The sequence below is a fragment of the Pseudomonas sp. Irchel s3f10 genome, from assembly GCF_900187515.1.
Lineage (GTDB): Bacteria > Pseudomonadota > Gammaproteobacteria > Pseudomonadales > Pseudomonadaceae > Aquipseudomonas > Aquipseudomonas tensinigenes.
Genome location: NZ_FYDZ01000001.1, coordinates 343,953 through 356,902 on the forward strand (window position 1 = coordinate 343,953; position 12,950 = coordinate 356,902).

The window sequence follows — 12,950 nt, forward strand, 5'->3', positions numbered from 1 at the left end:
CAGATCTGACAGGTGGCAGCAGCATCTTTTTCCTGTTTGATGGTTCCTGCGTTCCAGCCCGACCAGGAGCTTGCCCATGGATACCCTAAATCTGTCTGAAGAATCATCACCGGTACAACCGCTGCTGCTGAATCCGCCGGTCCTGCCCGGCTTGACAACGCCTGTTGAAGGTTACAACGGGGGTATCGGCGTCGCGGCAATCGAGGGTGGACTGCGCTTTGTAGTCAACCCTTGGCTGACGATGAGCGCCGACGATGAAGTCCGCGTTTATTGCGGTAATGAAACGGATCCGGTCTGGCGAAAAACCATTGTGCCCGGCGAGGAAAACAAGCCGGTTCGCGGCACGATCGAACCGGGGCATATCGTGCGCGGTGACCTTTATCCGTTGTTCTACTCGGTCAAGCGTGTGACTCAGATCCCGGAGGACTCGACCCCCAGGCTCAAGTTGCTGGTCAAGCTCGACCGCCCCGGCGGTTTCGATGACGATGGGAATGAGCCCGGCCATTCAGAGCTGCGTTATTCGATCCCGCAAACCATCATCGACAATGGTGTCGGCCCCGAGGAAGCCGCGGCCGGCGTGAATATCACCATCCTGCCGTACCCGTTCATGCGGGTGAACGACCGCATTCATTGCATCTGGGGTTCCAAACGCAAAATCGTGCCCGTCACCCTGCAACACGTCAATGACCCGGTCAATTACCCGCTGATTGTGCCCATTGACAAAACCATCATCGAGGAGGTCGGCGATGGCGATCGGATCAGTGTGTTCTATCAGGTGGTCGACGAGGTGGGTAACTACCCGGACGAGCGCTCGCCCTGGTCCGCCACCACCCACCTGCTGGTGGACCTCAAACAGAATCGCCTTGATCCCCCTATCGTGATCGAGGCCAATCCCGAAACCGACGTCATCGATCTGGACAAGCTAGGCGAAAACGATGTGACGGTGTGGGTCAACACCCCCGGTGGCGCATTCAAGGTCAATGACATGATTGCCCTGACCTGGATCGGCACTCCGGCCGAGGGGTCACAGGTGATTCACGGGCCGGTTGAACTACCGGTCGTTCGTGTGGGCATTGCGGTCTCCTTCGCCATACCGAATGCCAAGGTCAAAGCCATTGCCAAAGGCCGGGCTTCGATTGCCTACGTGTTGATAAGCAGCGGTAGCGCGGATCGCCCCTCAAGAAATGCAAGCGTCAGCGTCGAGGGTGACATCAGTCGGCTGCAGGCCCCGAGCGTACTCGAAGCGTCCGGCGGCCAACTGCCGGCGGATTCGCCACATGCCACGGTGTCGGTGGCCTATTACGAAGGTCGGCGTCCCGGTGATCTGATCACCATTGAATGGGAAGGCGAACGCGCCGACGGCAACAAGACCTATTACCCTATCCGCGTCATCGTCGCCAACGAGCCGGAAGGCGCGCCCATTGTGCGCAGCGTTCCGGCCAATGAAATCCTGCCGCTGGACGGTGGCTCTGTGAAAGTCCATTACACCGTGGCCAACGACGATGTGATGCTCAGCAGTGTGCGCAATTCCTTGCCGTTGAACCTGACGGTTGGCGTGGCCCAGGCTGAGCTGCAACAACCGGATGTGGTTCAGGCGGACGCCGAAAACGTGCTGCTGCCGGAGAACGCACCCGTGGGCGCCGATGTGATCGCGCCCTTCACCGGTACCTTGGCCAACGATATCGTAGGCCTGCGCTGGGTCGGATCGGCCAGCGGCGCGCATCCGCTGTATGAAATTCCCCTGAGCACACACACCGCCGGACACCCCGTGCCCTTTTTGGTGCAACCGTCGTACATTGAGGCCAATCGCGATGGCACGGTGGACGTCAGTTACTACGTCAAACGTTCGCAGGAACCAACGCGTCATTCGCGCATTCGCACCTTGAGCATTGGTGTTGCACAGCCCCGGTGGAGCGCTCCGAATGTGCTGGAGGCGCCCGCCGGGCAGCTTGATCCCAATACGCATAAAACCGGGTTCACCGTGCGGGTCGACACCGCGCCGTTGCAACAGGGCGACGGTATCGACCTGATCGTAGAGGGGCGTCTCGGTGAAGGTTCGGTTCGCCCGGAACGCCGTTATGTCTCGGGGAGCGCGCCCATCGACTTCCCGATTGCCGCACCGATTACCGGGGCCAATATCGGGCGCGAGGTAAACATTCGTTACGAGGTAATACGCGGCAGCGGGCCATCGCCTTCTGAAACCTTGCCGTTGCGTATCGGCACGTTAAACAACTTGCCGATGCCGCAACTGGAAGGTGTTGAGGGAGACTCGTTCAATCCTGCGTCCATTCGCGACACCACCCTTGTGTTGTGCAACCAATGGCCGTTTCAGTTTTACGGCGCACCGGTATGGGTGAGTTACATCGAACGCCGGAGTGATGGAACAACACGGGAAAACATTCCATCTTCGGGTACGCCGAACAATCAGATCGATGGGCTGGCCATGACGGCGCAAGTGCAGTGGTTGCGCGAATGCAGCGAAGGTTCAACGGTGAGCGTGGAACTTAGAGTTGGATTGTTTAAGACGGCAACCCTGGCGGACGCGGTGACTTGTCCGGTGCGTGTATATGGGGTGAAGATGTTGTTTGATGATTTGACGACGTTTACGGGGTATGAATTTAATGGGTGGGGGGACATGGAGCACTATCTGACAAAGATAACTAAAGAGGGTGAAGAGTATTACTTGGAGGCCCAAATTCCCAGTAATTTGATAGGTATTAGGAAGCGGTTTCCTGATCTAAGGGTTGGCGCGCATTATGAAATAAGTTTTGATTATTATTTGGTTAAACCTGCTGTAGTGACGCTCGGAGGGCTTTTGGCTGGCCAGGTTCAACAACCTATTTCATCAATTAATAAGTGGGAAGCTACTAGCTATTCTTACAAAAATCCATGGGCCGATTCGCAAGTTCGAATATCGTTCAATGCTATAGGGTCAAAAATTGACAACATTCGTTTTAGGCAGTTGTCTCCATGAGGAAAACTCAAACGAAACAGAATAAGCAACCTCAATCAAATTAAGGAATACGACTTTCATGCAGGCAGCAAAAAGGGGCTGACGGCCCCTTTATTATCAACCCATCCCATTACTGATCCGAAATGTCCTGGCGCAGTTCGCCCTGCTTCTTCGTTGCAATTCCGCTATCCACATCAGCATGACATCGAGCCAACAACTCAATCCCATCGCCGCTGCCGGCAGGCTATGTCCGGCAGTTGGCGGCTGGGAGGGTGAGGCATCGCGGATTTAGCGCTACTCTAAAGGCCATTGATGCCAATGGAGTGTGTGATGCTGGTTCCCGGAAAACCTGCCAATGAAGCGGCGCGCATCCAGGCGCTGCAGGGTCTTGACCTGCTCGACTCGGCTCCCGAGGAGCGTTTCGACCGGCTCACGCGCCTGGCCAAACGCCTGTTCAATGTGCCGATCGCCCTGGTGACGCTGGTCGACACCAATCGGCAGTGGTTCAAGTCCTGCGTGGGCCTTGAGGCCACTGAAACGTCCAGGGATGTTTCATTTTGCGGTCACGCAATACTTCAGAACGACCTGTTGCTGGTGCCCGATGCCCGCGAGGATGTGCGCTTCCATGACAACCCGCTGGTGACTGGCGCGCCGAACATTCGCTTCTACGCCGGTTACCCTTTGACCGTGCCCAACGGCAATAAAATGGGCACGTTGTGCCTGATCGACACCAAACCCCGCGACCTCGACCAGGAAGAGCGCGCGTTATTGCGGGATCTGGCGGAAATGGCCGAGCAAGAGTTGGCCGCTGTGCAGATCGCTAGCATGGATGAATTGACCTTGCTGTCCAATCGCCGCGGCTTCAAGCAACTGGCGCAGCATGCGCTGGACGCCTGCGCACGGCTGGAGCGGCCGGCGACCTTGCTGTTTTTCGACCTTAATGACTTCAAACAGATCAACGATCTGTATGGGCATGCCGAGGGTGACAGTGCGCTGAAGACTTTTGCCGATGTGCTGCGTATTGCCTTTCGCGAAAGTGACGTGGTCGGGCGGCTCGGTGGCGATGAGTTCGTTGCGCTGCTGACCGGCTCCAGCCATGTCGAAACCACGGCGATCATGGCGCGGCTCAAGGATATCCTCGAAGAGCGTAATGCCACACTGCATCGCGGGTATGCGATTCGCTTCAGCGTGGGCCAGATTGAATATGATTCGAAACGCCATGAAACAGTGGATCGCTTGCTGGCGGATGCCGATGGCGCGATGTATGCGCACAAGCAGGCTCTGAAGCGTTGCTAGCGAATGCACCGCAGATCCCCTGTAGGAGTGAGCCTGCTCGCGATAGCGTCCGCACATTCAACATCTTCATTGCCTGACCTACCGCTATCGCGAGCAGTCACTCCTACAGGGGGGCGGGTGTTTTCAAAATCCCGGTTCACCACAAATCCCTGTGGGAGCGAGCCTGCTCGCGAAAGCGCTGGGTCAGGCAATGAACAGGTGACTGAATGGACGCCTTCGCGAGTAGGCTCGCTCCCACAAGGGACAGTGTTGCAGGCATAAAAAACCCGCCAGATCGGCGGGTTTTTTATTGGCTAAGCGAAGATCACTCTTCGATGTTGCCCATGGCGGTGGTGTTGAAGCCGCCGTCGACGTACATGATTTCACCGCTGATGCCCGACGCCAGGTCGGAGCACAGGAAGGCGCCGGCGTTGCCGACTTCGTCGATGGTGACGTTGCGACGCAGCGGAGTTTGCGCTTCGTTGGCGGCCAGCATCTTGCGGAAGTTCTTGATGCCCGAGGCTGCCAGGGTACGGATCGGGCCAGCCGATACGCAGTTGACGCGGGTGCCGTCCGGGCCCAGGGAGCCGGCCAGGTAACGTACGCCAGCTTCCAGCGAAGCCTTGGCCATGCCCATCACGTTGTAGTTAGGCATGGTGCGCTCGGCGCCCAGGTACGACAGAGTCAGCAGGCTGCCGTTGCGACCTTTCATCATTTCGCGGCCGGCTTTGGCCAGGGCCACGAAGCTGTAGGCGCTGATGTCGTGAGCGATGCGGAAACCGTCACGGGTGGTGGCTTCGGTGAAGTCGCCGTCCAGTTGGTCGCCCGGGGCGAAGCCAACGGAGTGGACGATGCAGTCCAGGCCGTCCCACTTCTTGCTCAGTGCTTCGAAGACCTTGGCGATTTCTTCATCGCTGGCCACGTCGCACGGGAAGCACAGCTCAGGGCTCGAACCCCAGCCTTGGGCGAATTCTTCAACACGACCTTTCAGTTTGTCGTTCTGATAAGTGAAGGCAAGCTCAGCGCCCTCGCGATGCATGGCGGCAGCGATGCCGGATGCGATGGACAGCTTGCTGGCGACACCGACGATCAGTACGCGCTTACCGGCGAGAAAACCCATGTGTTGCTCCTCTTTCAGGTTATTGCGCAGTGGCTGGTGCCAAAAAAGCGGCTTCCAGCAACTGCTGTGTATACGGATGTTGGGGGGCGGCAAAAATACTTTGCGCGTCTCCCTGTTCGACCACTTGGCCATGCTTGACCACCATCAACTGGTGGCTCAGCGCTTTGACGACAGCCAGGTCATGGCTGATAAACAAATACGTCAGGTTGTACTTGGCTTGCAGTGAACGCAACAGCTCCACCACTTGCCGCTGCACCGTCCGGTCGAGCGCCGAAGTCGGCTCGTCCAGCAGGATCAGCGCCGGTTTCAGCACCAAAGCCCGGGCAATGGCGATTCGTTGCCGTTGCCCACCGGAAAATTCGTGGGGGTAGCGGTGCCGGGTTTCCGGATCCAGACCTACCTCCTTCAATGCCGCAATAATCGCCGATTCTTGCTCCTCGGCGGTGCCCATCTTGTGAATCCGCAGGCCTTCGCCAACGATATCGCTGACACACATGCGCGGGCTCAGGCTGCCAAACGGGTCCTGAAACACCACCTGCATCTGCCGACGCAACGGGCGAACCTCGTTCTGCGTCAGGCAGTCTAGCTGCTTGCCTTCAAAGCGGATCGCGCCTTTGCTGCCGATCAGCCGCAAAATCGCCAGACCCAGCGTGGATTTGCCGGAACCGCTTTCCCCGACAATCCCCAGAGTCTGACCCTGAGGCAGGCTGAAATTGATGCCGTCCACTGCCTTGACGTGATCCACCGTGCGCTTGAGCAGGCCTTTCTTGATCGGGAACCAGACTTTCAGGTCCTCGACTTCAAGCAGCGGCGCGCCGATTTTATTGCTCGCCGGGCCTCCGCTGGGTTCCGCGCCGAGCAATTCCCGAGTGTACGGATGCTGCGGCGAACGGAACAGCTCTGCGCACGATGCCTGTTCGACGATGCAACCGCGCTGCATGACACATACACGATGCGCAATTCTTCGCACCAGGTTCAAATCGTGACTGATCAGTAACAGCGACATGCCCAATCTGGCCTGCAATTCCTTGAGCAAATCGAGGATTTTCAGCTGAACGGTCACGTCCAGAGCGGTGGTCGGTTCGTCGGCAATCAGCAACTCCGGCTCGTTGGCTAGGGCCATGGCGATCATCACCCGTTGGCGCTGGCCGCCAGAGAGTTCGTGGGGCAGGGCCTTGAGGCGCTTGTGCGGCTCGGGGATGCCGACCATCTCCAGCAGCTCCAGCGTGCGTTTGGTCGCGACTTTGCCGGTCAGGCCCTTGTGGATGCCGAGCACTTCGTTGATCTGCTTCTCGATCGAGTGCAGCGGATTCAGCGAGGTCATCGGCTCCTGAAAGATCATCGCGATGCGGTTGCCGCGAATGTGGCGGATGGTTTTTTCGCTCAGCCCCAGCAGATTTTGCCCGGCGTAATTGATGCTGCCGGCCGGATGGCGGGCCATCGGATAGGGCAGCAGGCGCAGGATCGAATGCGCGGTCACCGATTTGCCCGAGCCGGATTCGCCGACCAGCGCGAGGGTTTCGCCACGCTTGATGTCGAAACTCACGCCTTCGACGACCCGGTGCACGCGCTCGCCGAAACCGAATTCGACGGCGAGGTCACGCACTTCGATCAGATTGTCCTGATTCATTTCACTTCCTCGGGTCGAAGGCATCGCGAGCGGACTCGCCGATAAACACCAGCAAACTCAACATCAATGCGAGCACGGCGAAGGCACTCATGCCCAGCCACGGCGCTTGCAGGTTGGATTTACCCTGGGCGACCAGTTCACCCAGCGACGGACTGCCGGCCGGCAAGCCGAAGCCGAGGAAGTCCAGCGCGGTGAGGGTGCCGATGGCGCCGGTGAGGATGAACGGCATAAACGTCATGGTCGAGACCATGGCGTTGGGCAGGATGTGGCGGAACATGATTGCGCCGTTCTGCATGCCCAACGCCCGGGCCGCGCGCACGTATTCAAGGTTGCGGCCACGGAGGAACTCGGCGCGCACCACGTCGACCAGGCTCATCCACGAGAACAGCAGCATGATCCCCAGCAGCCACCAGAAATTCGGCTGGACGAAACTGGCGAGAATGATCAGCAGATACAGCACCGGCAAACCCGACCAGATCTCCAGAAAACGCTGCCCGGCCAGATCGACCCAGCCGCCATAGAAACCCTGCAACGCACCGGCAATCACGCCGATGATCGAGCTCAATACGGTCAGCGTCAGCGCAAACAGCACCGAAATGCGGAAACCGTAAATCACCCGCGCCAGCACGTCGCGGCCTTGGTCGTCAGTGCCGAGCAGGTTGTCCGCCGAGGGTGGCGCCGGGGCCGGGACTTTCAGATCGTAGTTGATGCTCTGGTAGCTGTAGGGAATCGGCGCCCACAACACCCACGCATCCTTGGCCTTGAGCAGTTCGCGGATGTACGGGCTCTTGTAGTTGGCTTCCAGCGGGAATTCGCCGCCGAAGGCAGTTTCCGGGTAGCGCTTGATCGCCGGGAAATACCAATTGTTGTCGTAATGCACCACCAGTGGCTTGTCGTTGGCGATCAGCTCGGCGCCGAGGCTCAGGCCGAACAGGATCAGAAACAGCCACAGCGACCACCAGCCACGCTTGTTGGCCTTGAACAGTTCGAAGCGGCGGCGGTTGAGAGGGGACAGGTTCATCTCAATGCTCCCGGCTTTCGAAGTCGATGCGCGGATCGACCAGGGTGTAGGTGAGGTCGCCGATCAGTTTCACCACCAGCCCGAGCAGGGTGAAGATGAACAGGGTGCCGAACACCACCGGGTAATCGCGGTTGATTGCCGCTTCGAAACTCATCAGACCGAGGCCGTCGAGGGAGAAGATCACTTCCACCAGCAGGGAGCCGGTGAAGAAGATGCCGATGAACGCCGACGGGAAACCGGCAATCACCAACAACATGGCGTTGCGGAACACGTGACCGTAGAGCACGCGATGGCGGGTCAGGCCTTTGGCCTTGGCGGTGACCACGTACTGTTTGTTGATTTCGTCGAGGAAGCTGTTTTTGGTCAGCAGGGTCATGGTCGCGAAGTTGCCGATCACCAGCGCGGTCACTGGCAGCGCGAGGTGCCAGAAGTAATCGAGGATCTTGCCGCCAAAACTCAGTTCATCGAAGTTGTTCGAGGTCAGGCCGCGCAACGGGAACCAGTCGAGATAACTGCCGCCGGCAAACACCACGATCAGCAGGATCGCAAAGAGGAACGCCGGGATCGCATAGCCGACGATGATCGCCGAACTGGTCCACACGTCGAAGTGACTGCCGTGTCGCGTGGCCTTGGCGATCCCCAGCGGGATCGACACCAGGTACATGATCAGCGTGCTCCACAGCCCCAGCGAGATCGACACTGGCATCTTTTCCTTGATCAGGTCGATGACCTTGGCGTCGCGGAAAAAACTGTCGCCGAAATCCAGCTGCGCATAGTTCTTGACCATGATCCACAGGCGTTCCGGGGCCGATTTGTCGAACCCGTACATGTGCTCGATTTCCTTGATCAGCGCCGGGTCCAGCCCTTGCGCGCCGCGATAGGAGGAACCGGCCACCGACACCTCGGCACCGCCGCCGGCAATCCGGCTGGTGGCGCCTTCGAAGCCTTCGAGCTTGGCGATCATCTGTTCCACCGGTCCGCCGGGCGCAGCCTGGATGATCACAAAGTTGATCAGCAGAATGCCGAACAGCGTCGGGATGATCAGCAGCAGTCGCCGAAAAATATACGCCAGCATCTGATTACTCCGTGCCCACAGGGTCGGCTTGCAGTTTGGTTTCGACTTCTATCGCCGGTTTTGCGTTCGGCTTGACCCACCAGGTGTTAATCCCGATGTCGTACTTGGGCGAGACTTTCGGGTGACCGATGTGGTTCCAGTACGCCACGCGCCAGGTCTTGATGTGCCAGTTTGGGATCACGTAGTAACCCCATTGCAGCACACGGTCCAGCGCACGGGCGTGGGCCACCAGGCTTTTGCGCGAGTCGGCGTTGATCAGGTTCTCGACCAGTTGATCGACGATCGGATCCTTCAGACCCATGGTGTTACGGCTGCTGGCCTTGTCGGCGGCGGCGCTCATCCAGTATTCGCGCTGTTCGTTGCCCGGCGAGTTGGACTGCGGGAAGCTGCCGACCATCAAGTCGAAATCCCGCGAACGCACGCGGTTGATGTACTGCGAAACGTCGACGCGGCGGATTACCAGATCGATGCCGAGGTCGCTGAGGTTGCGCTTGAACGGCAGCAGTACGCGTTCGAATTCGGTCTGCGCGAGCAGGAATTCAATCACTACAGGCTTGCCCGTGGCGTCGACCATTTTGTCGTCGACGATCTTCCAGCCAGCCTCTTGCAGCAGTTGATAGGCCTCGCGCTGCTGAGCGCGGATCATGCCGCTGGCATCAGTCTTCGGGTTTTCGAAGGCTTCGCTGAACACTTGCGCCGGCAGTTTGCTGCGAAACGGCTCAAGGATCGTTCGTTGATCGGCATCGGGGAGGCCAGTGGCGGCCATTTCCGAGTTTTCGAAATAGCTGCGGGTACGGAAGTAGGCGCCGTTGAACAGTTGTTTGTTGGTCCATTCGAAGTCGAACAACAGACCGAGCGCCTGGCGCACGCGCGCGTCCTGGAACAACGGGCGGCGCAGATTGAAGACAAAACCCTGCATACCGGTCGGGTTGCTGTTGGCGATCTGTTCCTTGATCAAGCGACCTTCAGTGACAGCCGGGATGTTGTAAGCGTTGGCCCAGTTCTTTGCGGTCATTTCCAGCCAGTAATCGAACTGCCCGGCCTTCAAGGCTTCAAGGGCGACGGTGTTGTCGCGGTAGTAATCGGTGGTCATCGTGTCGAAATTGTAGAAGCCACGGTTGACCGGCAAGTCCTTGCCCCAGTAATCCTTCACCCGCTCGTAACGCACCGAACGCCCGGCCTTTACTTCGGCGACCTTGTACGGGCCGCTACCGAGCGGGATTTCCAGATTGCCTTTGGTGAAATCGCGATCAGCCCACCAGTGTTTTGGCAGCACCGGCAACTGGCCGAGGATCAGCGGCAACTCGCGGTTGTTGCTGTGCTTGAACTTGAACAGCACTTTCAGCGGGTCTTCAGCGATGACTTCGGAAACGTCGCTGTAGTAGCCGCGAAACATCGGCGAGCCTTCCTTGGTCAGCGTGTTGAAGCTGAACACCACGTCGTCCGCGCGCACCGGGTGACCGTCATGGAAACGTGCTTCGGGACGCAGGTAGAAGCGCACCCAGCTGTTGTCCGGGGCCTTTTCGATTTTGCCGGCGATCAGACCGTATTCGGTGAACGGCTCGTCGAGGCTGTGTTTGGTCAGGGTGTCGTAGATTTGCCCGATGTCATCGGCCGGCACGCCTTTGCTGATAAACGGGTTGAGGCTGTCGAAGCCGCCGAAACCGGCCTGACGGAAGATGCCGCCCTTGGGCGCGTCGGCGTTCACGTAATCGAACTGCTTGAAATCGGCCGGGTATTTCGGCGGCTCGTTGTACAGGGTCACGGCGTGTTGCGGGGCGGCGATGGCCAGCCCGGCGAACAGCAAGCCGCTGGCCTGGACGAGCAGGGCGCGGATCGGTTTCATTGATCTTTCTCCGAAGACTTCAGCCACCACGCGCTCAGACCCAGGGTGTAGGGCGGCGTGGTGACGAAGGCCAACCGGTTGCGGTAGGCCAGACGGTGATAATTGAGGTACCAGTTGGGAATGCTGTAGTGCTGCCAGAGCAGTACGCGGTCGAGCGCCTTGCCGGCGGCGACCTGTTCGTCGCGGGTGCGCGCGGCGAGCAATTGTTCGAGCAGGTGATCGACCACCGGATTGGCGATGCCCGCGTAATTCTTGCTGCCCTTGACGTTCACCTGACTGGAGTGGAAGTACTGCCACTGCTCAAGGCCTGGGCTTAAGGTCTGGTTGAGCGTCATCGAGATCATGTCGAAATCAAATTGATCGAGGCGCTGCTTGTACTGCGCCCGATCCACGGTGCGCAGGCGCGCGTCGATGCCGATGCTGTTGAGGTTCTCGATGTAGGGCTGGTACAGGCGCTCGAGGTTCGGATTGACCAGCAGAAGTTCGAACCGCAGCGGTTGGCCGTCAGCGTTTTGCAGGCGCTGACCGTTGAGCTTCCAGCCAGCTTCGGCGAGCAATGCCAAGGCTTTGCGCATGGTTTCCCGGGGAATGCCGCGCCCGTCGGTTTTTGGCAGGGTGAACGGCTCGGTGAACAGCTTGGCCGGCAATTGATCCTTGTACGGCTTGAGCATCAGCCACTCCCCCCCGACCGGCAGGCCGGAGGTTGTGAATTCACTGTTGGGGTAGTAACTGCTGGTGCGCTTGTAGGCATCGCTGAACAGCGCGCGGTTGGTCCACTCGAAGTCGAACATCAGGCCCAGCGCTTCGCGGGTTTTTACATCGGCGAAGGTGGCGCGGCGGGTGTTCATGAACAGACCCTGACTCTGGGTCGGGATCTGATGCGGGATCTGCGCCTTGATCACGTCGCCACGGCGTATCGCGGGGAAGTTGTAGCCGTTGGTCCAGTTCTTCGCCTGATGCTCGATGTAGATGTCGAACTCGCCAGCCTTGAACGCTTCGAAGGCCACGTCGCTGTCGCGGTAGAACTCGACTTCCATGCGGTCAAAGTTGTACTTGCCACGATTGACCGCCAGATCCTTGCCCCAGTAATCCTTGACCCGTTCGAAGATCAACTGCCGACCCGGCGTCACCGAAGTGATGCGGTAAGGACCGCTGCCCAGTGGCGGTTCGAAGGTGGTGGCCTTGAAGTCGCGGTCCTTCCAGTAATGCTGCGGCAGCACCGGTAACTCACCGAGGCGCAGGATCAACAGCGGATTGCCCGAGCGCTTGAGCACGAAGCGGATGCGCTGTTTGTTGAGAATGTCGACGCGCAGTACTTCTTGTAGGGCAGTGCGGTACAGCGGATGGCCGTCCTTGAGCAGCGTTCGATAGGAGAAAGCCACGTCATAAGCGGTGATCGGCGTGCCGTCGTGAAAACGCGCTTCCGGGCGCAGATTGAACACCACCCAGCTGCGATCTTCGCTGTACTCCACCGATTGCGCGATCAAGCCATAGCTCGACGCCGGTTCGTCACCGGATGGCGAATACTGACCGGTGCCGACCATCAACGGCTCGTTCAGCTCATTGATGCCGTACTGGAGGAAATTCGCTGTGGTGACCGGGCTGGTGCCCTTGAACGTGTACGGGTTGACCGTATCGAAGGTGCCGAACGCCATCACCCGCAACGTACCGCCCTTGGGCGCTTGCGGGTTGACCCAGTCGAAGTGGGTAAATCTGGCCGGGTACTTGAGCGTGCCGAACTGCGCATAACCGTGACTTTCGGTAATCGTCGCGCTTGCGGTTGAGCTCAAGGCCAGGCTGATCAGGAGCAGGAGGAGGGGACGCTTCAAGTCAGATCCGATCCAGGCGGCTTGGGCTTAGTGGGCCGTACAGTAACAGCTTGTCTGGACAGGAAAAAGATGCGGGTTAATGCAGGGTTAATCGTTTGCGCGAAGAGCCCCTCACCCTAACCCTCTCCCCGAGGGAGAGGGGACTGATCGTGGTGTCTGCGAGAGCTGCGACGACGTGCGATACCGAGTCGAACTCGGATT

At 58.9% G+C, this 12,950-nt stretch carries 8 protein-coding genes; 2 read left to right on the forward strand and 6 right to left on the reverse strand.

All coding sequences use genetic code 11. The features are described 5' to 3' along the window. The first annotated feature begins 76 nt into the window (after positions 1-76). Both CKW17_RS01655 and CKW17_RS01660 read left to right on the forward strand, forming a co-directional pair. Positions 77-2,974, forward strand: coding sequence for a hypothetical protein (locus tag CKW17_RS01655; protein WP_095118416.1), 2,898 nt, complete (start codon positions 77-79; stop codon positions 2,972-2,974). Positions 2,975-3,283: 309 nt separating this feature from the next. Then, the gene (locus CKW17_RS01660; protein ID WP_095118417.1) at positions 3,284-4,249 is read left to right on the forward strand and encodes a diguanylate cyclase; all 966 of its coding nucleotides are present in this window, start codon (positions 3,284-3,286) and stop codon (positions 4,247-4,249) included. Positions 4,250-4,553: 304 nt separating this feature from the next. Here CKW17_RS01660 and fabI read toward each other — a convergent pair whose 3' ends face one another. From fabI to CKW17_RS01690, 6 genes are read right to left on the reverse strand one after another with little or no spacing between them, the layout of a single operon-like run. Next, positions 4,554-5,348, reverse strand: a complete 795-nt coding sequence (gene fabI, locus CKW17_RS01665) for an enoyl-ACP reductase FabI (RefSeq protein ID WP_007910591.1) — start codon at positions 5,346-5,348, stop codon at positions 4,554-4,556. A 19-nt stretch (positions 5,349-5,367) separates the two neighbouring features. Further along, positions 5,368-6,978: an ABC transporter ATP-binding protein gene (locus CKW17_RS01670; protein WP_095118418.1), complete on the reverse strand. Its 1,611-nt coding sequence runs from the start codon at positions 6,976-6,978 to the stop codon at positions 5,368-5,370. A 1-nt stretch (position 6,979) separates the two neighbouring features. Beyond that, the gene (locus CKW17_RS01675) at positions 6,980-7,999 is read right to left on the reverse strand and encodes an ABC transporter permease (protein WP_007910587.1); all 1,020 of its coding nucleotides are present in this window, start codon (positions 7,997-7,999) and stop codon (positions 6,980-6,982) included. A gap of 1 nt (position 8,000) precedes the next feature. After that, positions 8,001-9,074 carry a microcin C ABC transporter permease YejB gene (locus CKW17_RS01680; protein WP_007910584.1) on the reverse strand — a complete coding sequence of 358 codons (1,074 nt, stop codon included), beginning with the start codon at positions 9,072-9,074 and terminating at the stop codon, positions 8,001-8,003. 4 nt (positions 9,075-9,078) lie between these two features. Continuing rightward, positions 9,079-10,920 carry an extracellular solute-binding protein gene (locus tag CKW17_RS01685; RefSeq protein ID WP_095118419.1) on the reverse strand — a complete coding sequence of 614 codons (1,842 nt, stop codon included), beginning with the start codon at positions 10,918-10,920 and terminating at the stop codon, positions 9,079-9,081. Continuing rightward, positions 10,917-12,749 (reverse strand): extracellular solute-binding protein, encoded by a 1,833-nt coding sequence (locus tag CKW17_RS01690; protein ID WP_095118420.1) that lies wholly within the window; start codon positions 12,747-12,749, stop codon positions 10,917-10,919. The genes CKW17_RS01685 and CKW17_RS01690 overlap by 4 nt, the downstream gene beginning before the upstream one ends. Positions 12,750-12,950 lie beyond the last annotated feature (201 nt).

What these genes read in the sequence shown, in the direction of transcription:
- CKW17_RS01655 (WP_095118416.1), top strand. Translation starts at nt 77, where the DNA reads ATGGATACCCTAAATCTGTCTGAAGAATCATCACCGGTACAACCGCTG.
- CKW17_RS01675 (WP_007910587.1), bottom strand. Translation starts at nt 7,999, where the DNA reads ATGAACCTGTCCCCTCTCAACCGCCGCCGCTTCGAACTGTTCAAGGCC.
- CKW17_RS01660 (WP_095118417.1), top strand. Translation starts at nt 3,284, where the DNA reads ATGCTGGTTCCCGGAAAACCTGCCAATGAAGCGGCGCGCATCCAGGCG.
- CKW17_RS01680 (WP_007910584.1), bottom strand. Translation starts at nt 9,074, where the DNA reads ATGCTGGCGTATATTTTTCGGCGACTGCTGCTGATCATCCCGACGCTG.
- fabI (WP_007910591.1), bottom strand. Translation starts at nt 5,348, where the DNA reads ATGGGTTTTCTCGCCGGTAAGCGCGTACTGATCGTCGGTGTCGCCAGC.
- CKW17_RS01670 (WP_095118418.1), bottom strand. Translation starts at nt 6,978, where the DNA reads ATGAATCAGGACAATCTGATCGAAGTGCGTGACCTCGCCGTCGAATTC.
- CKW17_RS01685 (WP_095118419.1), bottom strand. Translation starts at nt 10,920, where the DNA reads ATGAAACCGATCCGCGCCCTGCTCGTCCAGGCCAGCGGCTTGCTGTTC.